The sequence below is a fragment of the Zavarzinia aquatilis genome (assembly GCF_003173035.1).
Classification (GTDB): domain Bacteria; phylum Pseudomonadota; class Alphaproteobacteria; order Zavarziniales; family Zavarziniaceae; genus Zavarzinia; species Zavarzinia aquatilis.
The window spans coordinates 106,797-128,993 of record NZ_QGLE01000011.1 but is presented as its reverse complement, the minus strand read 5'-3'; the positions used below and the strand labels follow the sequence as shown (position 1 = coordinate 128,993).

At 65.0% G+C, this 22,197-nt stretch carries 23 protein-coding genes; 19 read left to right on the top strand and 4 right to left on the bottom strand.

Annotation, left to right across the window (positions count from 1 at the left end; genetic code table 11):
* Positions 1–11 precede the first annotated feature (11 nt).
* The 3 genes from DKG74_RS17120 to DKG74_RS17110 all read right to left on the bottom strand — a co-directional run bounded on the left by DKG74_RS17120 (position 12) and on the right by DKG74_RS17110 (position 3,619).
* A complete protein-coding gene (locus DKG74_RS17120) occupies positions 12–1,310 on the bottom strand; it encodes an acetamidase/formamidase family protein (RefSeq protein ID WP_109907395.1) in 1,299 nt (432 codons plus the stop codon).
* A 25-nt stretch (positions 1,311–1,335) separates the two neighbouring features.
* Complete coding sequence (locus DKG74_RS17115; protein WP_109907394.1) at positions 1,336–2,217, bottom strand: SphA family protein; 882 nt, start codon at positions 2,215–2,217, stop codon at positions 1,336–1,338.
* Between the two features lie 223 nt (positions 2,218–2,440).
* On the bottom strand, positions 2,441–3,619 hold the full coding sequence (locus tag DKG74_RS17110; protein WP_207779396.1) for a M20 family metallopeptidase: 1,179 nt from the start codon (positions 3,617–3,619) through the stop codon (positions 2,441–2,443).
* Between the two features lie 108 nt (positions 3,620–3,727).
* On the opposite strand from DKG74_RS17110, the gene DKG74_RS17105 reads away from it, so the two are divergent.
* The 16 genes from DKG74_RS17105 to DKG74_RS17030 all read left to right on the top strand — a co-directional run bounded on the left by DKG74_RS17105 (position 3,728) and on the right by DKG74_RS17030 (position 18,555).
* Positions 3,728–4,165, top strand: coding sequence for an SRPBCC family protein (locus DKG74_RS17105; RefSeq protein ID WP_109907392.1), 438 nt, complete (start codon positions 3,728–3,730; stop codon positions 4,163–4,165).
* 74 nt (positions 4,166–4,239) lie between these two features.
* Positions 4,240–5,238 carry an ABC transporter substrate-binding protein gene (locus DKG74_RS17100; RefSeq protein WP_207779395.1) on the top strand — a complete coding sequence of 333 codons (999 nt, stop codon included), beginning with the start codon at positions 4,240–4,242 and terminating at the stop codon, positions 5,236–5,238.
* A gap of 41 nt (positions 5,239–5,279) precedes the next feature.
* Entirely contained in the window at positions 5,280–6,083 is an 804-nt protein-coding gene (locus DKG74_RS17095; RefSeq protein WP_109907390.1) for an ABC transporter permease, read from the top strand.
* Positions 6,084–6,085: 2 nt separating this feature from the next.
* A complete protein-coding gene (locus DKG74_RS17090) occupies positions 6,086–6,862 on the top strand; it encodes an ABC transporter ATP-binding protein (protein WP_109907389.1) in 777 nt (258 codons plus the stop codon).
* A 165-nt stretch (positions 6,863–7,027) separates the two neighbouring features.
* Positions 7,028–8,518 (top strand): YHS domain-containing protein, encoded by a 1,491-nt coding sequence (locus tag DKG74_RS17085; protein WP_109907388.1) that lies wholly within the window; start codon positions 7,028–7,030, stop codon positions 8,516–8,518.
* 12 nt (positions 8,519–8,530) lie between these two features.
* Entirely contained in the window at positions 8,531–8,791 is a 261-nt protein-coding gene (locus DKG74_RS17080) for a toluene-4-monooxygenase system B family protein (protein ID WP_109907387.1), read from the top strand.
* Positions 8,792–8,800: 9 nt separating this feature from the next.
* Positions 8,801–9,112 carry a monooxygenase system ferredoxin subunit gene (locus DKG74_RS17075; RefSeq protein WP_109907386.1) on the top strand — a complete coding sequence of 104 codons (312 nt, stop codon included), beginning with the start codon at positions 8,801–8,803 and terminating at the stop codon, positions 9,110–9,112.
* 19 nt (positions 9,113–9,131) lie between these two features.
* Positions 9,132–9,425, top strand: a complete 294-nt coding sequence (locus DKG74_RS17070) for an MmoB/DmpM family protein (protein WP_109907385.1) — start codon at positions 9,132–9,134, stop codon at positions 9,423–9,425.
* Positions 9,426–9,453: 28 nt separating this feature from the next.
* Positions 9,454–10,461, top strand: a complete 1,008-nt coding sequence (locus DKG74_RS17065; protein ID WP_109907384.1) for an aromatic/alkene monooxygenase hydroxylase subunit beta — start codon at positions 9,454–9,456, stop codon at positions 10,459–10,461.
* Between the two features lie 2 nt (positions 10,462–10,463).
* Positions 10,464–11,465 carry a 2Fe-2S iron-sulfur cluster-binding protein gene (locus tag DKG74_RS17060; RefSeq protein WP_109907383.1) on the top strand — a complete coding sequence of 334 codons (1,002 nt, stop codon included), beginning with the start codon at positions 10,464–10,466 and terminating at the stop codon, positions 11,463–11,465.
* Positions 11,449–12,627, top strand: coding sequence for a RidA family protein (locus DKG74_RS17055; RefSeq protein ID WP_109907382.1), 1,179 nt, complete (start codon positions 11,449–11,451; stop codon positions 12,625–12,627). The genes DKG74_RS17060 and DKG74_RS17055 overlap by 17 nt, the downstream gene beginning before the upstream one ends.
* An 18-nt stretch (positions 12,628–12,645) precedes the next feature.
* On the top strand, positions 12,646–13,563 hold the full coding sequence (locus DKG74_RS17050) for a polysaccharide deacetylase family protein (RefSeq protein WP_109907381.1): 918 nt from the start codon (positions 12,646–12,648) through the stop codon (positions 13,561–13,563).
* Positions 13,564–13,622: 59 nt separating this feature from the next.
* Entirely contained in the window at positions 13,623–13,946 is a 324-nt protein-coding gene (locus tag DKG74_RS17045) for a hypothetical protein (RefSeq protein WP_109907380.1), read from the top strand.
* 29 nt (positions 13,947–13,975) lie between these two features.
* Entirely contained in the window at positions 13,976–15,034 is a 1,059-nt protein-coding gene (locus DKG74_RS17040; RefSeq protein WP_165837733.1) for a CobW family GTP-binding protein, read from the top strand.
* A gap of 12 nt (positions 15,035–15,046) precedes the next feature.
* On the top strand, positions 15,047–15,670 hold the full coding sequence (locus DKG74_RS17035; protein ID WP_207779394.1) for a cupin domain-containing protein: 624 nt from the start codon (positions 15,047–15,049) through the stop codon (positions 15,668–15,670).
* Positions 15,671–15,909: 239 nt separating this feature from the next.
* The gene (locus tag DKG74_RS17030) at positions 15,910–18,555 is read left to right on the top strand and encodes a winged helix-turn-helix domain-containing protein (protein ID WP_109907378.1); all 2,646 of its coding nucleotides are present in this window, start codon (positions 15,910–15,912) and stop codon (positions 18,553–18,555) included.
* 9 nt (positions 18,556–18,564) lie between these two features.
* Here the strand turns inward: DKG74_RS17030 and DKG74_RS17025 are convergent, their stop codons facing one another.
* Positions 18,565–19,398 (bottom strand): SDR family oxidoreductase, encoded by an 834-nt coding sequence (locus DKG74_RS17025; protein ID WP_109907377.1) that lies wholly within the window; start codon positions 19,396–19,398, stop codon positions 18,565–18,567.
* 169 nt (positions 19,399–19,567) lie between these two features.
* Between DKG74_RS17025 and DKG74_RS17020 the strand changes: the two genes are divergently transcribed.
* From DKG74_RS17020 to DKG74_RS17010, 3 genes are all read left to right on the top strand, one after another.
* Complete coding sequence (locus DKG74_RS17020; RefSeq protein WP_109907376.1) at positions 19,568–20,857, top strand: cytochrome P450; 1,290 nt, start codon at positions 19,568–19,570, stop codon at positions 20,855–20,857.
* A gap of 8 nt (positions 20,858–20,865) precedes the next feature.
* A complete protein-coding gene (locus DKG74_RS17015) occupies positions 20,866–21,045 on the top strand; it encodes a rubredoxin (protein ID WP_109907375.1) in 180 nt (59 codons plus the stop codon).
* A 153-nt stretch (positions 21,046–21,198) separates the two neighbouring features.
* Complete coding sequence (locus DKG74_RS17010) at positions 21,199–22,128, top strand: aminotransferase class IV (protein WP_109907374.1); 930 nt, start codon at positions 21,199–21,201, stop codon at positions 22,126–22,128.
* Positions 22,129–22,197: the final 69 nt, after the last annotated feature.

Below are 22,197 nucleotides of genomic sequence, written 5' to 3'. Positions count from 1 at the left end.
GATGGATATCCTCAGAGGCCATATTGGGCGCGGACGAGGTGGGCGATGCCCATCTTCTCGATGATGGGCATCGGGCACATGAAGGTGACGCGAACCATGCCGGGCAGACGGCTGATCTCGATCGAGCCGGTGATGGTCGCCCGGTTCAGGATCTCGTCGTAGGGCAGGCCGGTGACCTTGGCCGCCCGCTCCAGCCCGTTCTTGGTGGCGTCGTTCAGGTTTGCCGCGGTGCCGAGGAAGGTGATCGGGGCATTCTCCTCGATCTCCAGCTGGCCGTAGCGGGCGCCCAGCGCCTTGACCGCCGCCCGCTTCTCCTGGCTCATCGGCCGGGCCATGGGCGGCAGGTCGTCGGGGCGCTGCAGCAGGATCGGGCCGTCGAGGGTCAGGCCCTTGATCACCTCGACCTCGACCTCGGTCTCGCCCGAGACGTCGGTGGCGTGGCCGGCGATCTCGCCGTTGCCCTGCTGGGCGTGCATGTCGCCCATATAGATGCCGGCGCCGGGCAGCTTCACCGGACAGATCAGGATGGCGCCCTCGCGCACCGAATTGGTATCCATGTGGCCGTCGGTCTTGGCGGCGTCCAGCTGCTCCTGGCTCAGGGCGTAATTGTGCGGCGCGCCGATCAGGAAGGCGCCGAAGTCGCCGCAATTATGCGAGTCCGGAATATCCACGGACGGCGTCGTGCCGATATTGCCGAGGAAGGGCTGCATGTGCGCGGCAAGGCCGGCGATATCGGCCCGGGCGAGCGAGAGGATCGAATGCTGTTCGGCGAGATCGGGCAGCAGGGCGAATTCCTGGGCGCTGCCGGCCAGTTTCTCGGCGACATCCTTGTTCACCGTGAGCGAGACGCCGGCCTCGCGGTCGAGCACGATCACATAGCCATTCGACATGCGAAAGGCGTTCACCTCGGCACCGCAGACATCGCAATGGATGGCGTCGTCACCGATCCCTTCGACATGGGACGGCGGGCTCATGGTGCCGCAGACCGGGCACAGTTTGGCGACGAAGGGATCGCCGCGATAGCGCCCCTCGACGAATTCCATCACGCCCGACGAGGTGGCGAGGGACGTCACCTTCATGCTCTTGATCTTGATCGCGACGGCGTCGCCGACTTCGGCGCCTTCGATCGCGACGGGCTGGGTCACTTCGTGGCCGCCCTTGAATTTCGGGGTGATCATGGGGCCCCAGCAGCCCGGCGGCGTGCCGGTCCTGATGGTGCCGCCGTCGGCGATGGGGCCGAGCATGGGAACGCTCGGCCCGACGATGCCGCCGGAATAGGACTGGACGTCGATGACGGATGGTGCCGGCATGATGTGTCTCCGTAACCTTGGGGGATCAGAACGCGAGGGTGAGGTTCAGCCAGAACTTGTCGCCTTCCGGCTTGTTCTCGACCGCGAATTCGCTCTGGTACTTGGCGGTGACCTGCAGGTTGCCGGCGCCATAGGAGAGCTGCGGGCCGAGGCCGACGGCCTGACCCTTGAAGTCGCCGAGCACGGCGCCGGCGCCGCTGTCGCCGGTCACCTGCTTGTAGGCATAGCCGCCGAGGCCGACCGCGAGCGGGCCCCAGTGCTTGGCGAGGATAAAGTCGGCGTGCAACTCGTTGCCCGAGGTATAGTCGGTCGCCGTGTTCTCGGTGTTGATGTCGTACATCAGCTTGAACGAGGCTTCGTAACCTTCGGCATTCAGCCAGGTCGCGGCGAGGACCGGGGTGAAGGTCGTGTAGTTGCGGCCAACGTTGGCGAGATCGTTCTTGTCGTAGGCGCCGGTCGGCAGATAGATGTCGAGGCCGGTGATCAGGTGAAATTCGCCGAAGTGCCAGCCGATGATGAAGGGGTCGATGATGATGTCGCCGAGGCCGGAGGCGTTGTCGCTCGCGGCGCCCATGCCAACGTCGACCTTGGCGAAGGGCAGGAAGGCGTGCATGGCCCAGGTACCGCCAAGGATGCTGACATCGGTGACATAGACCGCGCGGAAGATGGTGGCGGCGACGGTCAGGTCGAAATCGGCGAAGGGCGGGGCGTCGTTCTTGAATTCGCCCGCCGTGTAATACTGGTTGTAGCTGAGGGCATAGAAGCCTGGCGGCGGCAGGGCGCCGGTCATGAAGCTTTCCGCGCCATTGGCATAGGCGCCGCCGCCCCCTTCCGTCGCCAGGGCCGCCCCCGACAGGGTGCAGGCGAATGCCGAAGCAAGGACCGACGCATAAGCGATACGAGACATCGTGACCCCCAGTTAGGGCTTGCGTCTTGGCAAGCCGTGGCCTGTTCAGCCGTGCCCCTGCAACCGACCGGGTCATTCACCGGTCCGTTGCCGCACGTCCTGGGTTTCACGATAGGAAAAACGGTTTATCGCCCTCAATTGGGGGCGATCGCAGCGTGCTAGGGGTTTTCCCGTAGCCGCTTACCTGAAGTCGAGGGCATGGGGCCCTTGCCTGGCCCGCCGATCAGGCGGAGACCTGGGCGGAGGCGTGGCGCGCCTGGTCCTGCCAGTCGGCGATGAGGTCCAGATAGATGGCGGCGGCTTCGCCGATGCGCTCGACCCGGCAGTATTCGTCCGTCTGGTGCGCCATGTGAGTTTCGCCGGGGCCGAGGATCAGGGTCGGGATGCCGCCGAATGCCGGCTTCAGGATACTGGCGTCGGTAAAGAACGGCAGCCCGAGGCAGACGTCGTCCGGGGGCGCGTCGACGCGGCCTGCCCAGCGCCGCATGAGGGGATCATGCGGCGAGGTCCAGACGCTTTCGAGATCCAGCACCTGATCGAGGCTGTGCAGGTCGGGGGCGAGATACCGGCGCAGATCTTCGATGATGCGGTCGTGGGCCATGCCGGGAACGGTTCTGATGTCGATGCCGATTTCAGCCCGGTCCGGCACGGAATTGACGTTCGCGCCCCCCCTGACGGTGCCGACGTTCAGCGTCGGCCCGCCCAATTCGGCGTGCGGAGCCCGGTTGAAGCCGAAGTCGCGCAGCTTGCCGATCACGGTGGCGCCGCGATAGATGGCATTGATGCCGAGATCGGGCATGGAGCCGTGAGCGGCCCGGCCCTGGCAGGTCGCCATCAACCAGAGAGCGCCCTTGTGTCCGAGACGCAACCGGTTCCCTGTCGGCTCCCCGACGACGATGGCCCCCGCGGTGCCCAGGACGCCATCCAGATTGGCAAGATGGCTCGCCCCTTCACATCCGGTTTCCTCCCCGGCGGTCAGGACGAGCAGGAGGCCGGGGGCTTCCCGCAGGGACGCGGCCGCGGACATGGCGGCGGCCACCATGGCCGCGACGCCTGACTTCATGTCGCTTGCCCCGCGGCCATAGAGCAGGCCGTCGACGATTTCACCGCCGAAGGGGTCGACCGACCAGTCCGCGGCCCCTATCGGCACGGTGTCGAGATGACCTGTCAGGCACAGCGGACGATGTAACTCACTACATTCCCCGATCCGCGCGACCACATTGACCCGACCGGGGCCGAAGCTGTGATAGCCGACGTCGAACCCCGCGTCCTCCAGCAAATTGCCGACCAACTGTGCGCAGGCTGACTCGTTACCTGGCGGGTTGACCGAGTGAAGGCGGACCAGGGCTTGAGTCAGCTCGACGGCATTGATTGACGGCATATCGGGGTTCCGGATCTGCACAAAATTTAATCGCAAAAATCTGCGGCGAGCCGCTTTTGGGCAGTTGACAGGCACATTGAATGCTTGTCAAGTTACTTGAACATAAGTCAACGATGTTGAGGCGCGGTTATGAAGGTGGGCGTGTCGATCGCAATTCCGCATCCCGCAGCGGATGTGTGGAGCCTGGCTGGCGGCTTCGATCTGCTGCCCGCCATCAGCACCAACACGGCTTGCAGCCGCCTCGAGGACGGGGGGCGCCTGCGGGTGCTGGTCAACCGGGACGGCAGCATTCTGTGGGAGCGGATGCTCGATTTCGACGATGCCGCCATGACGCTGGCCTACGAAATCACCGACGCCAAGGCGTTCAGTGGCGCTTACGGCCGGGGCTATCGAGGGCGTGTAACGATAGAGAGCGCAGCGGTCGGTGCCTCGCTGTTTCGGTACGAGGCGGATTTCGAGCCGGCCGCGGGTGTTTCGGAGGCCGCGGCGAAGGCCGCGGTCGAAGCCTTCGCCGCCGATTGCGCTGCCGGCATCGGCCGGGCGCTCGAAGCCGGAACGCGCGGCTGAAGTTTGGAAATCGGGAAGACGCGCACGGCACCTCCGCCGTCGCTTTGAGGCTTGAACCAGCAAGGGGTGAGGACATGAACGGATTTATCGACATGGGCCGGTTTCGTCGCGGCGCGATCGCGGGTGTCCTCGGCCTGGCCGCGCTGATGGGCGGCACAGGCGTCGCCGAGGCGGGCAAGGTCTCGATCGGTCACTTCATCTGGGTGGGCTATGGTCCCCTGTACCTCGCGCGTGACCTCGGATACTTCAAGGAGAACGGTGTCGAGGTCGACCTGCAGGTGGTCGACGATTCCTCCCTCGCCATGGCGGCCCAGGCGGCGGGCAAGCTGGATGGTGTCGCGACCACGGTCGACGACATCCTTAAATACCGCTCGGGCGATTTCTGCTTCAAGGCGGTCGCGGTGCTCGACGACAGCGCCGGCGGCGACGGTATCGTGGCGGCGAAGGATATCGCCGATCTTGCCGGGCTGAAGGGCAAGACGGTCGCCCTCAACGAAGGCTCGACCTCGCAGTTCTGGTTTTCCTACCTGATGAAGAAGGCCGGACTGGCGCTCGACGCCGTCACGGTCACCAACATGACCGCCGACGCCGCGGCCGCGGCCTTCATCGCCGGTCATGTTCCCGCCGCGGTTACCTGGGAGCCGAATCTGACCCTGGTGAAGACACAGAATGCGGGCAAGGTTCTGGTCGACAGCTCGACTACGCCGGGGGTCATCGTCGATGTGCTCGAATTCTCGTGCAAGTTCGTCGAGGAACAGCCGGAGGACGTCAAAGGTATCGTGCTCGGCGTGCAGAAGGCGATGGACTACATCAAGACGAACCGGACCGAGGCCTATGCCATCATGGCGAAGGGGGTCGGCGGCTATCTCGAAAATCCAAAGGATTTCGCGGATGCCGCTTCGGGCGTGCGCTTCTACGACAAGGACATGATGGCGGCGTATCTCGGCACAGCCGGGGCGCCGGGCGCGGTCGCGGAGGTCATCAAGCTGGCGAATGAAATCTGGATCGACCTCGGCCGCATGAAGGCGCCGGTGGCGGTCGCCGACGTCGTCGATCCCGCCTTCGTGCGCTGATCGCGGGCGGCGAGAGACAGGACCGGAAAGGGAATATCCCAATGTCGCGTAAACACTCCCTGCTTCAGGCCTGTCTCACGCCGCGGGCGCAGATACCCCGCTCCCTGGCCATGGCGGTGACCGCCGGGTTGTGGATCGCCCTCTTCGCGATCTGGTGCGGTCTGACCTATGGCGGCGTCATGCCGGCGATCTTCCTGCCGACGCCCGGCGCCGTGTTCGAGGCCCTGTTCCGCATGATCGAGGAGGGGACGCTGGGGCGCCATGTGTTCGCCAGCGTCGAGGTCGTCGTCCTCGGCTTTCTGATTTCCTCGGCGGTCGCCGTTCCGGTCGGAATCCTCTCCGGCAGCTTCAGGGTGGTGCAGGCGGCGGTCGAGCCCCTGGTGAATTTCATGCGTTACCTGCCGGTAACGTCTTTCGTTCCACTGTTCATCCTGTGGATCGGCATCGGGGCCGAGCAGCGGATCACCGTCATCGTTTTCGGCACGATCTTCCAGCAGCTGATCATGGTGGCCGATATCGCGCGGCGCGTGCCCAACGACCTGCTGAATGCCGCCTACACCCTGGGCGCGTCGCGCCGGGATGCCTTGCTTCATGTCCTCCTGCCGGCGGCGCTACCGTCGATCATCGACATGCTCAGGGTCACCATGGGATGGGCCTGGACCTATCTGGTCCTGGCTGAACTCGTCGCGGCGTCGAGCGGCCTTGGCTACATCAGCCTGCGGGCAGCGCGAGGCTTCCAGGTCGACGTGATCTTCCTCGCGATTGCGATCATCGGGTTGCTCGGCCTCTGCACCGACCAGTTTTTCCGTCTGCTTCGCCTGCGCGCGACTTCCTGGGCACGTTGACCATGAGCCAAGCCAAACTCAGCCTCGATCAGGTCCGCCTGGAATACCGGACCGCGGAGAAGACGGTGCTCGCCATCGACGGCGTGTCCTTCGATGTTCCGGAAAACCAGTTCGCGGTCATCGTCGGTCCATCGGGATGCGGCAAGTCCAGCCTGCTTTATCTGATCGCCGGCCTGTCGGAGCGCACCGGGGGCGACATACGCCTCGATGGTCGCGAAGTGGATGGCCCCGGCCCCGATCGGGGCATGGTGTTCCAGTCCTACACCCTGTTTCCCTGGCTGACGGTGCGCCAGAACGTGGAATTCGGCCTGGTCCGTCGCAAGGTTCCGGCAGCGGAGCGGGAGCGGATCGTCGATGGCTACCTGAACGCTACGGGCCTTGCCCAGTTTCATGATTCTTACCCGAAAGAGTTGTCCGGCGGCATGATGCAGCGCGTGGCGATCATTCGGGCTCTCGCCAACGATCCTGAAATCCTGCTGATGGACGAGCCCTTCGGCGCGCTCGACGCCCAAACGCGGATCACCATGCAGCAATTGCTGTTGAAGGTCTGGGAAGCGAGCCGGAAGACCGTTCTGTTCGTGACCCACGATATCGACGAAGCGGTGCTGCTGGCCGACCGGGTCTATGTGATGTCCGCCCGGCCCGGCCGGCTGAAAGCGGTGATCGACATTCCCTTGGCCCGGCCGCGGCATCCCGACGCCGCTCTGGAGCCCGAATTTCTGGCGCTGAAGCGCCGTATTCAGGGCCTGCTGGGAGGGCACGGCGATGGCGGCCACTGACTGCGCAGATATTCATTGCAATGCAGCAAGAATGTCATTCAACCTTCTTGAATTCAGCTTGCGGCAACGGGTCTACCGGATCGCTTGCGACGAGGAGCTTGGCGCGGAACGGAATTCACGCACACGAAACCAGATGCCTTTCGTTCAAACGACCGGAGATTGAAGATGGCCAAGGTAGCCACGCGCGACTGGTACGATATCGCCAGGGACACGAACTGGACCCCGACTTATGTCGCGGAAGACGAGATGTTCCCGCCGCAATTCAGCGACCCCTATGGCATTCCCCTGGCCGAGTGGGAAACGTTCGACGAGCCCTATAAGATCACCTTCCGCGACTACGTCCAGAGCCAGCGGGAAAAGGACGTCGGCGCCTATTCTGTGAAATCGGCAATCGCGCGCACCGAGTTCTACCGCAAGGCTTCCCCCGGGTGGAAATCGCTGCTGCAACTCCATTTCGGGGCGGTGTCCTTCACCGAATACGGTTCGGTCTCGGCCTTTGCCCGCATGTCGCGTTTCGCGCGGGCGCCGGGTATGCGCAACATGGCGAATTTCGGCTCGCTCGACGAAATCCGTCATGCGCAGATCCAGATGTATTTCGCCTATGAATTCATCGGTGAGAGCCGGGCTTTCGACTGGGCGCAGAAGGCCGTCCGGACAAACAACTGGGTCGTCATTTCCGAACGTCACTGTTTCGACGACATCGAGCACACCCGCGACGTCATCAGCGCCGCGATCATGACCAATTTCTCGTTCGAGCAGGCCTTTACCAATCTGCAGTTCGTCGCACTGTCGGCCGATGCCAAGAAATATGGCGACTACAGTTTCGCCACCATGCTGCAGACCATTCAGTCCGATGAGGCGCGCCATGCGCAGATCGGCGAGCCGCTGATCGAGATCATGCTGCGCAATGGTCGCAAGGCCGAAGCGCAGAAGCTGATCGACATTTCCTTCTGGCGGATCTGGAAGCAGTTCTCGGTGCTTTCCGGTGTCTCGATGGATTACTACACGCCGCTCGAACAGCGCGAGCTGTCGTTCAAGGAATTCGTCAAGGAATTCGTGGGTAACCAGTTCCTGCGCAACATTCAGGCGCTGGGGCTCGAAAAGCCCTGGTACTGGGACGAGTATTTCCTGCCGGACATCGACGTCTATCACCACGCGCAGCAGATCGGCATCTACCTCTATCGCGCGACCGAATGGTGGGACGTCATCGCCGGGGTGTCGCCGGCCGAGCGGCAATGGCTCGAGAGCAAATATCCGGGCTGGAACGACACCTTCGGGCAGGTCTGGGATGTCATCACGGAAAACATCCTGGCCGGACGTCTTGAACGTACCGAGCCCAAGCTGCTGCCGATGATGTGCAACATGGTCGGTTTCGAGCTGACCGGAGTTCCCGGCAAGAAGTGGGATGTCCGCGATTGCCAGGTCGATTACGAGGGCCGGCGGTACCATTTCGGGCACCCTGTCGACAAGTGGATCTTCGAGCAGGAGCCTAAACGTTACAAAAATCACATGGGTTTCATCGACCGTATCGTCCGGGGAATCGTCCCGGCGGGGCCGGATGGCGTCTTCGATTACATGAACATGGGCGAAGCCGATCGTGGCAACTGCGGCGAGAATTTCGCCTGGGCCGAGTCCTATCGCCGGGCCGCCGAGTAAGGAGCAGCAGAGATGGACAGTTTCCCGCTCGTGATCAATTTCCAGGGCGATTACGGCATGAAGGTCATGATGGTCGATCCCGATACGACCACCATCGGCGAGGTGGCGCGGATCGCTCACGACGAACTCGTGGGGGTCGTGGTCAAGCCGCTGCCGCCGGGCACGCGGCTCGTGGTGCGCCGTCACACGGATGGCCAGCCGCTGGACGACGGCAAGACCGTGGCCGCGGCGGGACTGGTCTTTCTCGAAGCTGTCGACATCGTCCATGGCTGAGGTCCGGCCATGAGTTTCCGCCCCATCTGCACACTTGACGATCTCTGGGAGGGCGAGATGCAGGTCTTCGAGGTCGGCGGCCGCGAGGTTCTGATGGTGAACGCCGAAGGTGGCATCGTCCGGGCCTTCGACCCGATCTGCCCTCATCAGGAGCGGGAGCTGATCGACGGTACGCTGGATGGCCGGATACTGACCTGTCCTGCCCACCTCTGGCAATTCGATATCGACAGCGGGGAAGGGGTCAACCCGACAGGGTGCAGGCTGACCGCCTATCAGGTGCGTATCGAAGCCGACCAGGTGCTGGTCGATCTGCCCGATTGAAAGCAACGAGGATTTCCCCATGTCCGAACATGAAAAAGACTTCGTCGGCCCCGTGGTAACCCGAGGGGAGATTTCAGACGCGGTGGCCGAAGCCGCCGAAATCGACAACGAAGGCCGGGAAACGCGGCTGGAGGAAAATGCCGGTTACGTCCGCATCGAGGTGCAGGGTGAATGCGTGATCCGCTTCGACACGGTCTCCGACGTCCTCGGGCATCGTTTCACCATGAGTGACCTCGAACGGAACATGCCCGCCTTCTCAGGCCTGATCCGCGTCGATAGCGAACAGGTGCGTTTCCTCGCCGTCAAGAAATGACCGAGCGACCGATTCCGAGGATAGTCCGATGACCGATGCCGTTGTTTTTCCGAAGTCGAATTCCCGCCCGGGCCTGAAGACCTGGAGCACGCTCGCGGGAACGCGCAAGCGCCCCAGCGAATACGAGATCCTGACCTATAACCTCCATGCCCGGACGCGCGACCCCCAGGCGCCCTACGAGCAGGATCCCGATACCATGATGAACTCGTGGTACAAGAAGCATGTCGTCGCCAGCCCGCTGACCCATCCGGACTGGGACGCCTTCCGCGATCCCGACCAGCTGACCTATCGCGCCTACACGACGATGCAGGACGGTCAGGAGCAATATGTCGATGGCCTGCTCGAGGATCACAGCGAGAACGGTCACGACGCCAGCTTGCCATCGGCATGGGTCGACGCGCTGGCCCGGCTCTATACGCCTGGGCGTTACACCGCGGCGGCCGGTCAGATGGCCTCGGCCTATCTGGTCCAGGTGGCCCCGGCAAGCACGATCACCAATGCGGCGGCGTTTCAGGAAGCTGACTGTTTCCGCTGGATTTCGCGCATTGCCTACCGCACGCGGGAATTGGCGAATAGCCACGCCGATCGGGGTTTCGTGACCGGGGAGCGCGCGCGTTTCGAGACCGATCCCGCCTGGCAGGGGATCCGGGAGCTGCTGGAGAAGGCGCTGGTCGCCTATGACTGGGGCGAAGCTTTTGTCGCCTATAACGTCGTCGCCGCCCGTGCGGTCGAGGAGGCATGTGTGCGTCAGCTCGGCCTCGCCGCCAGGCGCCATGGCGATACGCTGACCGCCATGCTCGCCGACAACCAGATGAAGGACGCGGCCCGCTCCCGCCGCTGGACGGCGGCCCTGGTTGGGCAGTGTCTTGCGGTCGAGAGCAATCGGGCGGTGATCGCCGGTTGGCTCGGCAAATGGCTGCCCCTGGCGGATCGGGCCATCGACATGTTCTGCGCCGCCCTGCCGGAAAGCCCGGCAGCGGGTGAAGCGGCGAAAGCCGCCTGCGCCGGTTTCCGCCGGGAGCTGGGGCTGGCCTGACCATGGGCGAGGGATACACGATCGCCGTCGCGGGGACGTCGCGCACGTTTCCCTGCGCGGCCGACGATACGCTGCTCGGGGCGGCCTTGCGCGCGGGCATCGGCATCGCCTACGAGTGCGCCTCGGGTGGTTGCGGCAGTTGCAGGGTCGACCTCTGCGACGGGGCGGTCGACCTCGCCTATCCGGCGTCGCCGGGACTGAAGCCGAGGGATTTCGAGCGCGGCCGCCGGCTGGCCTGCATGTCGAGGCCGACGCGCGACTGCGCCATCCGCTTTCGTGAAGAGGCGGCGGCGATCCCGGTCACGCCACCTCGGCGCCGCGTGGCCCGGCTGGAGGCGCGCCGTCCGGTGACCCGGGATATCGACGAATTCGACTTTGCCTTCGGGCAAGAGGCTCCCTTCCTCGCCGGGCAATTCGCGCTGCTGCAATTGCCGGGACTGCCTTCGGCGCGGGCCTATTCCATGGCCAATGTGCCAGGCGGCCGGCATTGGCAATTCATGATCCGGCGGGTTCCGGGGGGCGACGCGACGCGCATCCTGTTCGATCTGCGCCCCGGCGATCTGGTGGAAATCGACGGTCCCTACAGCACCGCCCATTTCCGCGCGGATTCCCCGCGGGATACGGTATGTGTCGCGGGTGGCTCGGGTCTCGCGCCCGTTCTCTCGGTGGCCCGGGCCGCCCTCGCCGACACCGGGCGGGCCAGATGCCGCGTGCATTTCTTCTATGGTGCGCGGACCCTCGCCGACATGGTGACACCGGAAGCACTGGGCCTCGCCGATGAACGCGTGACATTCCACCCTGTCCTGTCCGAGCCGGATGGGCAGGGTTGGCCCGGCGAGACCGGATATGTCCACGAGGCACTGGACCGTCTGCTTCCGGGCGAATGGGCCGACCACGATTTTTACCTCGCCGGCCCGCCTCCGATGGTGGAGGCGGTCAGGCGGCTGTTGCTGCTGGACAGGGGCGTCCCTGCCGATCGGGTGTATTATGACCGCTTCTTCTGAATTTCCCGCCGCCATAAGGGTGGGGGACATCGTCTATGTCGGTGGACGGAATGCCGGCGATCCGGTCGCCGGGATCGAGAGCCAGACCGCGACCGCCTTCGAGCGTCTGGTGGCGACGCTCGCGGCCGCTGGCGCGTCGATGGGCGACCTCGTCAACCTGCGCACCTATTATGTGTACGATGGCGAGGGCGGCCGGGATGTGACGGATTACTGGGAGCGGATGACCGAGGTCCGCATTCGTTACATCGCCGATCCGGGGCCGGCGGCGACGGCATTGCGGGTAAGGGGCGTTCCCGCCCGGGCCGATCTGCTCGGTGTCGACGGTATCGCGGCGACGGGCGCGGATCGCCAGCGTATCATGCCCGAACATGCCTGGGACTGGAGCATTCCGGTCACGTTGTCGCAAGGCTGGCGGATCGGCGACAGGATCTATGTCGGCGGGCAGATTTCCGCCGACCGCAAGGGCAAGGCCATCGCCCTTGGCGACATTCGCGGCCAGACCCGCAATGCCCTCGAGTACATTCGCCATGTCCTCGCCGACGGTGGGATGGATTGGCGGGACGTCGTCCACATGCGGATCTGTTTCCAGCATCGTGGACAGCAGGCAGCCGCGCGCAGGCTGCTCGCTGAAATCATGGCCGAGGTCAGGGAAACCCTGCCCGAACCCCGGCCGGCTCTCAATGCCTTCGGTGTCGATCTGCTCTATGAAGGGCTGGTGCTGGAAATCGACGCGGTGGCGCGAAAGGGGGGCAAGACGCCGCTCTATCCCGCCGGGTCTGGCGACTGGATCGCCATCGACGGATTTCCGGCCGCGTGCCGCGCGGGCGACGAACTTTATGTCGGCGGCCTGTCGGCGCCCGGCGGCGCATCGCTGCAGGCTCAGGTCGAGGCGACCTGCGACCGCCTTGCCGCCTGCTTGGCCGCCGGTGGCTTCGAGGCCGAAGACCTGGTGAAGCTGACCCTCTTCATCGTCGCCGACGCCGACGAGGCGCGGGCGGCGGAAGACCGGCGCACGGTGACGGCGCTGGTCCGGCAGTATCTGCCCGGTCCTGGCCCCGTCGTCACGCTTCTGACCCTGACTGGCCTGCCCCACGACGGCCAGCGTTTCCAGCTCGACGGGGTCGCCGTGCGTGGCGGCGACCGGCTCCATATCGAAGATTGACGCGAAAAGGATAGGAACATGATCAAGAATCCCGTGCCCTGGCCCAATGGCGCGCGCTGTGCCGTCGTCTTCACCTGGGACATGGATGCCGATGCCATTCTGCATCTCGCCCATCCGAACGACGCGGACACCCGCCTGTCGACCAACTCGATGCTGCGCTATGGCCCGCAGATCGGCGTGCCACGCATCGTCGAATTGTGCAAGGACATGGGCGTGAAACATACGTTCTTCGTGCCCGGCTGGTGCGCCGAGCAATATCCCGACGCCGTGGAGTTGATGGTGAAGGGCGGGCACGAAGTCGCGCTGCACGGCTATCTGCACGAATATCCGAGCGAGATGACCAGGGAACAGGAAGAGTTCTGGACCCGCAAGGGCGCGGATGCGATCGCCAAGGTCTCAGGCCTTTATCCTCGCGGCTATCGTGCGCCGTGGTACAAGTATTCGCGACACTCGACGGATATCCTGTCCGGTCTCGGCTTCGTCTGGGATACGTCGCTGATGGGGGACGACAATCCCTACATCGTGCGCTCGGCCGGGGGCGAACTGGTCGAGTTGCCGTCGCGCTGGCAGCTCGATGACTGGCCGCAGTTCGTGCATAATCACGATCTCGATTTCATGATGCCGATCGCGTCGCCGCAATACGCCATGGACGTCTACATGGCCGAATTCGAGGCGATGTGGGAATATGGCGGCGTCTGGGTGAATTGCTTCCACCCCTTCTGCTCCGGCCAGGTCGCGCGACTGATGATGGTGCGGAAAATGATGGAAACGATGCAGAGGAAAGGCGATGTCTGGTTCGCCACCGGCGAGGAAGTGGCCGCCCACCTGCGACAGCTGATGAGCGAGGGGAAATACGATCCACGGGTCGATCATGTCCCCTATTACACAGGCCGCCTGCCTGAATTGGCAGAGGACTATTTCATCCGGTCCCGTTGAGCGCAGGATTCAGGCGCCGGGGCTGTCTTTCCCCGGCGCAGTCCACGAGGGAGCAGGCGATGTGCGGTCTTTGCGCGGCCCTGGGCGGCAGCCGGTACTGGACGGACGCGGCGGGTAGCGACGCCTTCACGCGGAACGGCGGCAAGGTGACGCTGCGGGCCGAGCGCGAGAGACGTGTCGCATTCCTGAACCGCGTCCTCGACCATTACGGTCTGACGGTTCATGACTGGGGCGGAAATTCCTATGTCCTCTCCGATCGGCGGGGACGGCGCGAGAATGTCTATAACCTGGAGGGGATCTGGTCGCTGGTGGACAGGATGGCGGCGACGGACTGCGATCCGCTCGATCCCGCACTGCTGTCCCGGCTGGGCGGCGCATCATGACGGGGCGGACAGCCGAACGCCTGCCCGTCGTGGTGCTGACCGGCTTTCTCGGCAGCGGCAAGACCACCCTGTTGAGCCGGATGCTGGCGTCCCCGGATTTCGCCGACAGCGCGGTCATCATCAATGAACTCGGCGATGTCGGCATCGACCAGGATCTGGTCCGCATGACCAGCGAGACGGTAATGGTCATGCCCGGAGGCTGCGTCTGCTGCAGCATTCGCGGCGATGTCGAGCGCGCGCTGCAGCGCCTGTTCGACGATCGGGACGCGGGGCGTATCCCGCCCTTCCGGCGACTTGTCATCGAAACGACGGGGATTGCCGATCCCCAGCCCCTGCTTGTGACGTTGCGGGTCAATCCCCTCGCGGCCAGCCGGCTCGCGCCTGCCATGGTGGTGACGGTCGTCGACGGCATTCTCGGACGCGACACGCTCGCCACCGAGGTCGAGGCCGCGTCTCAGGTCGCGGCGGCCGATGCCATCGTCGTCTCGAAGCGCGATCTGGGGCAGGACGAAGCCTTGATGCCGGTTCTCGGCGATCTCAATCCCTGGGCGGGGCGCCGGTCGGCCAATCTGCTGGCCGATCCGCTCGGCGCGATCCTGGACGGCGAGTGCCGGGCGGGGGCTTTTCTCGGCCATTTCGCCTGCCAGCCGTCGACGATTTCATCGAGCCGTCACGGCGATATCCGCAGCCATTGCCTGGTACTCGACGAGGCATTGGACTGGACCGCCTTCGGCGTCTGGATGTCCATGTTGCTGCACCGTCACGGTCGGAATATCCTGCGCGTGAAGGGGCTCCTGAACATCGAGGGGGCGTCGGGGCCCGTCGCCTTCCACAGCGCGCAACATGTGGTCCATCCGCCGCAGCACCTGACGGCCTGGCCCGGGGATGATCGGCGGGGCCGGATTGTGTTCATTGTGCGGAAAATAGAGCCCGCGTTGATCGAGCAATCGTTGAAATTGTTCGACGCAACGGCGAAGGTAACAGGGGACGGTGGCGGTCGCGGCGGATATCTGCCGGCCGCGGCCGGGGGCAGTATCGCCGGGCGTCCGGTTCGTCGGCCGACCGCGCCGCGCTGGCTCAAGGGATAGAAGAAGATCCAAGTGAACAAGCGTGTCAAACTGGGCAATCCGCTCATCACCCGCGCCACGCCGGACCCGATGCAGGCCGCGTCGACCGCCGATCTTCAGGTCGGGCGGAGGCTGCGTCAGGCTCGCCGCGTGAAGGGGCTCCGTCTCAAGCAACTCGCCGACGCGGTAGGGTGTTCGGAAAGCCTGCTGTCCAAGATCGAGAACGACAAGGCGCGTCCTTCGCTGCAGATGCTGCACAATATCGTCGGCCATCTCGGCATTACCATCGGCGGCCTGTTCACCGATCGCGACCCTTGCGAGGGGATCGTGAAACGTCCGGGGGAAAGGGCGATCATCCGCATGGATTCGGATGGCGTGCGCCTCGAATGCCTGATCCCGGAAAGCGGCAGCAAGACCATCTATGGTTCGATCCACATCGTCGAACCGGGTTCGGGCAGCGCGGGCCAGATCAGCCACGAAGGCGAGGAAGTCGGCTATGTCCTCGAAGGCGAATTCGAACTGACGGTCAACGACCAGATCTATCGTCTGCAACGCGGGGATTCATTCTTCTTCGAGTCCCATCTGCCCCACGGCTATCGCAATCCCGGCACCGTCACGACCAAGGTGCTATGGATCAACAGCCCGCCGACCTTCTGAAGGCCGCCAAGGCGGGAGGCCCGGGAACGGTGGAAAAAACCCGGGGCAGGGCGGTGGATTTCACCTAAAACCATACTTCCGGACAGGGGCGTTCGCCGTCTGGGCCGGTCTGATGATGACCCCCTGCGTGGCGGTGACGAACGGCCCACGGGGTTCTTGTCGCGCGGCACCGGCGGCAAACGAACAAGAACGCAGCCCGGCACAGATCGGAGCGCGTCGATGGCACCAGGAGGGAGAACATGGGCAGGAACGAAAAGTTCTGTCCGCCGACGTTCAACACGGATCTGCTGAAGCGGTCCCGTCTGCTCGACGCCCTGACCGCCAGCATGGTGGGCAATACGGTGACGCTGGTCGTCGCCCCCACAGGCAGCGGCAAGTCGGCGCTGCTCGCGCAGGGCATGGAGCTGTGGCGGCGGCGGGGCGGTCGGGCGGTCTGGTATGCCTGCGACCATTTCGATGCCGAAGCCGGCCGTTTCGTCTCGATGCTGGAAGACGCGCTGACCGAGGCGGAAGGCGGTGAGGGGACCGGCCGCTCCGCGATCGAAGTCCTGATGTCGGCGCATGATCCCAAGGGACTGGCCGATGCCATCGTGGCCCGGGGCCAGCGCGTCGTCCTCTTCATCGACAATTTCCACCTGTGCGACAGCGAGGAAACATCGGCCGCGCTTGACCTCGTGATCCGCGACAGCCGGGGCCTGCTGCATGTCGTGATCGGCGCGCGGCGGGGGCCGAAGCTGGCCCTCGGCCATCTGTCGGTACGCGGACTCGTCGGGCAGATCGGGGCCGAGGATCTGGCGTTTTCGCCGGCGGAGGCGCGGGCCTTCATCGGTCATGACTGCGGCGCCCACGCGGACGCCGTCGATCGCGTGATCAGGCGCACCGAGGGCTGGGCGGCGGGGCTGCAGCTGGTTCGCCTGCTGCTTGCCGGCGGGGTCAGCCCGCGTCTTCTGGCCGAAGATTTCTCGGGGGCGGATCAGGATATCGGCCATTTCCTGAACCAGGAGGTGTTCCGCACCTTGCCGGGCCCGCTGCGCGAATTTCTGTTGCTGGTGGCGCCGCTCGACACCCTGTCGGCCGATCTGTCGGTGGCGGTGACCGGCCTTTCCGACGCTCGGCGCCTGTTCCACGAGGTGCAGGAGCGCAATCTGTTCGTCGTCCGGCTGGACCGCCAGGGCAGCCAGATCCGTCTTCACGCGATCTTCGCCGATTTCCTGTCGAAGTTGGCAGCCGAACATGATCCGGCCCTGGCCGGACGGTCGCTGCGCCGCGCCGCCGCATGGCACCGCGAGCGGGGTCACTGGATCGAGGCGATCGACTATGCCTTCCGGGGCGGCGAGACCGACCGGGCCGCCGAGTGGCTGGCGGCCTGCGCCCCTGAAGTTCTGTCCCGCCGGGGCGAGACGGCCCGTTTCCTGAGTTGCGCCGAGCGGCTGCCGGCGGCGGCCGCGGCGCATCCGGATATCGCGTTCTGGCGCACCTGGGCCGCGCTGTTTTCGGGCGAATACGACCGCGCGGGCGAGTTGATGGACGAGCGGAACCTCGAGCGGCTGCGCCAGCACGATCCGGAAGGGGGGCAACTCGGCCTGCTGCGCTTTCTCGTCGCCTATTTCACCCACCGTTACGTCGAGGCTCTCGCCCTCGGCAAATCCTGGCTGGAGCTTGGCTCGGGCGGCAGTGCCTTCGACCGCGCCACGGTCCTCGTCGCCATGGCGCTGTGCCACCGGACCCAACTGGACATGGCCGGGGCGATGCGCCACCTCGACCTCGCGCGGCATGAAATCGCCCGCTCGCGCACCAGCTACGGTCAGGCCTGGGTCGCCACCCTGTCAGCCCAGTTCTTTCTGGCGCAGGGCAGGCCGGCCGTCGCCGCCCGGGAAATCGAGGACATGCTGGCGCAGAACCGGCCGTCCGAGCTGATGTGCGGCTCCGCCGAACTGGTGCTCGCCGATGCCTATTACGAGCGGGATCAGCTCGACAACGCGCGGCTCCTGATCCGGCGCAGCCTGCCAAGCATCGCGCAGCACGGCAATATCGACGTTGCCCTTGGCGGCTGGCGGGTGGCGGCGCGGCTGGCGATCCTGGGCGCGGACGCGGCGGCCGGCCTCGATCTCCTGCGCGGTGTCGAGCCGCTCTCGATCCGCCGCTTCGGAATGCCGGCTCTGAAGCTCCTGCATCTGGTACGCGACGAGATCATTCTCGATCTGGATCAGGAAGCGCGCCGCAGCCTCGATTTCATCGACGTCTGCGCCGGCGCCGAGGGGGAGCCCGACACGCCGGAGGCGGTCGAGCTGCAGCGCCTCGTCAACGCGAAACGTCACCTGGTTTCAGGTCACCCGCGGCGTGCCGTGGCCGACGTGCTGCCCATTCTCGCGGCAACGAAGGCCAGCGGCAGGTGGCGTCTGTGGGTGCGGGCCGCCTGTGTCAAGGCCGCGGCGCATCAGGCCGACGGCGAGGCGACATTCGCATTGCGCACGATCATGGAGGCGATCGAGAAGGCGGCGACCCAGGGCTTGGTGCGCAGCATCGTCGACCATGGCGCGATACTGCGCCCACTGGGGCCCGCCATCGCGCGCCACGTCGCCTCGGCCCCATCCGCGCTCGCGCCGGAGGCGATCGCCCTGGCCGAGCGGCTGACCGGCGCCCTGTCTCCGGCGCCGCGCGTCGAGGATGAAACCCTGGGCGTTGCGGGGGCCCGGCTCAGCACGAAGGAGCGTCAGGTCCTCGCCATGGTCTCGCAGGGGCTGACCAATACCGAGATCATGGAGCGTCTGTTCGTTTCCCTGCCGACGGTGAAATGGCACCTGAGGAATATCTTCGACAAACTGGACGTCCGCACCCGCACCGCCGCCGTCGCGCGGGCGCGTTCGATCGGCATGTTGCCGTAGCGGCGGCCTTCACCGCGCAGCGGATCGCGCCCCCGTCCGTTCGCGGGCGAGCGCGGCGTTGAACAGGCTGGAGCCGGTCAGGTTCTGGCCGCCGTCGACCGTCAGCCGCGCCCCGCTGACATAGCTTGCCAGGGGCGAGACCAGGAAGGCGGCGACCTGGCCGATCTCCTCCGGCTCGGCCATGCGGCCGAGGGGGGTCATCTGGTCCCACAGGCCAGGCTCGGCCTCGCCGCCCAGGCGTTTCATGCCTTCGGTGCCTTTTACCGGACCGGGCACGATCGAATTGCAACGAATGCCGTAACGGCCCCATTCGAGGGCGAGGTTCTGCATCAGATTGTCGATGCCGGCCTTGGCGGCTCCGACATGGGCCTGGAAAGCGAAGGGCACGAAGGACTGTCCGCCCGAAACGAACAGGACGCTGCCCCGGGTCTCCCGCAACTGGGGAAAGGCAGCGCGTGTCGCGTGGAATGTGCCCAGAAGGTCGATGTCCACGACCGTGCGGAAGCCCTTGGGGCTGATTTCTTCGGCGGGTGCGATGAAATTGCCCGCCGCCCCGCAGACCAGAATGGAAATGGGGCCGAGTGCTGCCCCACAGCCGTCGATGGCGGCCTGAACGGCTTCGGCGTCGCGGACATCGGCGGTGGCGGTGAAGACCCCGGCCCCCAGGGCCTCCAGCGCGGTCCGTCCCACGGCGAGGCGTTCGGCGGAACGTCCGCAGATTCCGACACGGGCGCCGAGGGCGGCGAAGGCCTTCGCGATGGCGAGGTTCACGCCGCTGCCCCCGCCGGTGATGAAGGCCGTCCGTCCGGCGAGAAGGGTCGGTGAGAGATAGTCGGTGATCATGCGTCCTCCCTGAAATTTCCCCGGGGCTCTGCGGCCCCCCGGCCACGTCTAGCCCGGGTCACCGTCGCGGGAACTATCCTTTCGGTCAGTGAAGACGACGGAGGGCGCCGTAAGTTCGACCGGCAGAGGCGCGGGACGCCGACGCCAAGCGACGTCAGGGAGGATAAAAATGGTGGAGAGCACAATAATTCCAACGGAACTGGTCGCGCCGATCTTCGCGCCGTCGACCTTCGGCAGCCGCGAAAAAATTCAGGACATCTTCAAGACCCTGCGGCGCGACTATCCGCTTTCGATCGCCGAAGTGCCCGGCTTCGATCCGCACTGGATCGTGACCAAATATGATGATATCCGCGAGATCACCCGCCAGGACGAATTGTTCCAGAGCGCGCAACGCTCGAAGACACTGGCTTCGCAATATGCCGAACAGCTGATGCGGGAGTATACCGGCGGTCTGCCGCATATCTTCCGTACGCTGGTCCACATGGACGAGCCCGAGCACGCGGACTATCGCGGTGTCACCGCGCCCCATTTCATGCCGCAGGCGATCCAGGCGATGGAGCCCAAGGTGCGCGAGACCGCCAGACGCTATGCCGACCGGCTGGCGGCCCTGGCGCCGGAATGCGATTTCGCCTGGGATCTCGCGTTTCATTATCCGCTCGAGGTCGTGCTGAACATCATCGGCATTCCGCCTGAAGATCACGCCAAGATGCTGCGCCTGACGCAATGGCTCTTCACCTACGCCGACCCCGATCTGAAGCGCCCGGGCTCGGATCCGACCGATCCCGGCGAAATCGTGAAGACCTGGGACATCGTCTATGCCGAGTTCAAGGAATATTACGACAAGGTGATCGCCGACCGTCGCGGCTGCCCGCGCGACGACATCGCGTCGGTCATCGCCAATGGCAAGATCAAGGGCTGCCCGATGGAAGATCGGGCGATGATCTCCTATTTCGTCATCGCCTCGACCGCCGGACACGACACGACCTCGGCGACCACCGCGACCTCGATGTGGAAACTGGCGGAAACCCCTGGCCTTCTGAAGAAACTGCAGGACAATCCCAAGCTGATCGCCGGCTTTGTCGAGGAGTCGATCCGCTGGGCTTCCCCGGTGCAACAGTTCGTCCGGTCGGCCAAGGAGGACTATGTCCTGCGCGGGCGCCAGATCAGGAAGGGCGATCTGCTCTATATCTCCTACATCTCGGGCAACAACGACGAGGACGCCTTCGAGGACGCCGACGTCTTCAAGCCGGAGCGGTCGCCCAACCGGCATATCGGCTTTGGCTATGGCACGCATATCTGCCTTGGCCAGCATCTCGCGCGGCTGGAAATGCGCTGCTTCTGGGAAGAGGTCATTCCCCGGTTGCGGCATCTCGAATTGACGGGGCCGGGCGCCATGGCCGAGTCCGAATTCGTCTGCGGCCCGAAGCATGTTCCCATCCGCTTCGAGATGACGGCCTGAGGGGCGCCATGTCCGACGAACCCTACAAGATGTGGCAGTGCCGGACCTGCGGCGAAGTCTATGACGAGGCGGCGGGGGGTCCGGAAATGGGCATTCCGGCGGGCACCCGTTTCGCCGATCTGCCTGACGACTGGATCTGCCCGGCGTGCGGCAGCGGCAAGAAGGATTTCGACCCGATCGACTTTTGAGCCAGCGGACAGGGCGGTCGGCCGTTGCAGGCCCGCCCTGTCTTCATTCCCGGGGGGTCCGAGTTTTCACGAAGCGCGATGTGCCGGCGTATTTCGCAAAATTGCCGGCGCGGCCTGCCCTTATCATCCTGGGGTGCGTGATTGGAATGCCCCATGAATCCATCGAACTCCCCCCCCGATCGCCCCGCGGACAATGCCTTCGATCAGGGAGTCGCCTGGCTCGACGGTCATTTCGTTCCCCTGTCGGAAGCCAGGATTTCCGTGTTCGATCACGGCTTTACCCGCTCGGATGCGACTTATGACGTTGCGCATGTCTACCGCCGCAGGGTGTTCCGGCTGGATCGCCATATCGCACGTTTCATGCGCTCGCTGAAAAGCCTGCGGTTTGAAATTCCGTTCGACAGCGACGGTTTGCGCGCGCTGCTGCTCGAGGCGGTCCGGCAGACGGCGCTGGACGATGCCTGGATCATGATGATCTGCACCCGCGGCAGGCCGCCCTTCGGCAGTCGCGACATTCGCCTGTGTCGTAACAACCTGATTGTTTGCGTCGTGCCCTTCATCTGGCTGGCGACCCCGGCGCAGCGAGAGGCCGGCCTGACCGCGACCGTCAGCACACTCGTGCGCATTCCGCCGCATTCGGTTGATCCGCGCGTCAAGAATTTCCACTGGCTGGACTTCGTCCGCTCGATATTCGAGGCACAGGAGCGCGGCTCCGACCTCGCCTTTCTATGCGGCGAGGACGGCCGGGTGACCGAGGGGGCCGGCTTCAACGTCTTCATGGTGAAGGGGGGGGAAGTCCTTACCCCGGCGGACGGCGTGCTCGAAGGCATCACCCGGGCGAGCGTGCTCGATATCTGCGCGGACGAGGGGGTGCCCGCCAGGGTCGCCGTTTTCGATGCCGCCGCCCTGCGCGCGGCCGACGAAATTTTCGTCACGACCACCTCCGGGGGCATCGTGCCCGTGGTTCGCCTTGACGACCGGCCGATCGGCGACGGCAGACCGGGCCCGGTGACCCGGAAGCTGAATGAAATCTACTGGCGGCGGCACGAATCGGCTCCGTGGAGCGAGCCGATCGACATCTGACGCCTTACTATGCCTTGCCGTGACCGACGCCCGCCCTAAACTGCCGGACCATGACAAGGGAATATCTCT

Excerpts from the sequence above, each read along its gene's own strand:
- DKG74_RS17065 (WP_109907384.1), top strand. The coding sequence starts at position 9,454 with ATGACCGATGCCGTTGTTTTTCCGAAGTCGAATTCCCGCCCGGGCCTG.
- DKG74_RS17085 (WP_109907388.1), top strand. The coding sequence starts at position 7,028 with ATGGCCAAGGTAGCCACGCGCGACTGGTACGATATCGCCAGGGACACG.
- DKG74_RS17050 (WP_109907381.1), top strand. The coding sequence starts at position 12,646 with ATGATCAAGAATCCCGTGCCCTGGCCCAATGGCGCGCGCTGTGCCGTC.
- DKG74_RS17060 (WP_109907383.1), top strand. The coding sequence starts at position 10,464 with ATGGGCGAGGGATACACGATCGCCGTCGCGGGGACGTCGCGCACGTTT.
- DKG74_RS17010 (WP_109907374.1), top strand. The coding sequence starts at position 21,199 with ATGAATCCATCGAACTCCCCCCCCGATCGCCCCGCGGACAATGCCTTC.
- DKG74_RS17025 (WP_109907377.1), bottom strand. The coding sequence starts at position 19,398 with ATGATCACCGACTATCTCTCACCGACCCTTCTCGCCGGACGGACGGCC.
- DKG74_RS17045 (WP_109907380.1), top strand. The coding sequence starts at position 13,623 with ATGTGCGGTCTTTGCGCGGCCCTGGGCGGCAGCCGGTACTGGACGGAC.
- DKG74_RS17080 (WP_109907387.1), top strand. The coding sequence starts at position 8,531 with ATGGACAGTTTCCCGCTCGTGATCAATTTCCAGGGCGATTACGGCATG.
- DKG74_RS17100 (WP_207779395.1), top strand. The coding sequence starts at position 4,240 with ATGAACGGATTTATCGACATGGGCCGGTTTCGTCGCGGCGCGATCGCG.
- DKG74_RS17075 (WP_109907386.1), top strand. The coding sequence starts at position 8,801 with ATGAGTTTCCGCCCCATCTGCACACTTGACGATCTCTGGGAGGGCGAG.
- DKG74_RS17120 (WP_109907395.1), bottom strand. The coding sequence starts at position 1,310 with ATGCCGGCACCATCCGTCATCGACGTCCAGTCCTATTCCGGCGGCATC.
- DKG74_RS17020 (WP_109907376.1), top strand. The coding sequence starts at position 19,568 with ATGGTGGAGAGCACAATAATTCCAACGGAACTGGTCGCGCCGATCTTC.
- DKG74_RS17090 (WP_109907389.1), top strand. The coding sequence starts at position 6,086 with ATGAGCCAAGCCAAACTCAGCCTCGATCAGGTCCGCCTGGAATACCGG.
- DKG74_RS17070 (WP_109907385.1), top strand. The coding sequence starts at position 9,132 with ATGTCCGAACATGAAAAAGACTTCGTCGGCCCCGTGGTAACCCGAGGG.
- DKG74_RS17095 (WP_109907390.1), top strand. The coding sequence starts at position 5,280 with ATGTCGCGTAAACACTCCCTGCTTCAGGCCTGTCTCACGCCGCGGGCG.
- DKG74_RS17055 (WP_109907382.1), top strand. The coding sequence starts at position 11,449 with ATGACCGCTTCTTCTGAATTTCCCGCCGCCATAAGGGTGGGGGACATC.
- DKG74_RS17015 (WP_109907375.1), top strand. The coding sequence starts at position 20,866 with ATGTCCGACGAACCCTACAAGATGTGGCAGTGCCGGACCTGCGGCGAA.
- DKG74_RS17030 (WP_109907378.1), top strand. The coding sequence starts at position 15,910 with ATGGGCAGGAACGAAAAGTTCTGTCCGCCGACGTTCAACACGGATCTG.
- DKG74_RS17115 (WP_109907394.1), bottom strand. The coding sequence starts at position 2,217 with ATGTCTCGTATCGCTTATGCGTCGGTCCTTGCTTCGGCATTCGCCTGC.
- DKG74_RS17105 (WP_109907392.1), top strand. The coding sequence starts at position 3,728 with ATGAAGGTGGGCGTGTCGATCGCAATTCCGCATCCCGCAGCGGATGTG.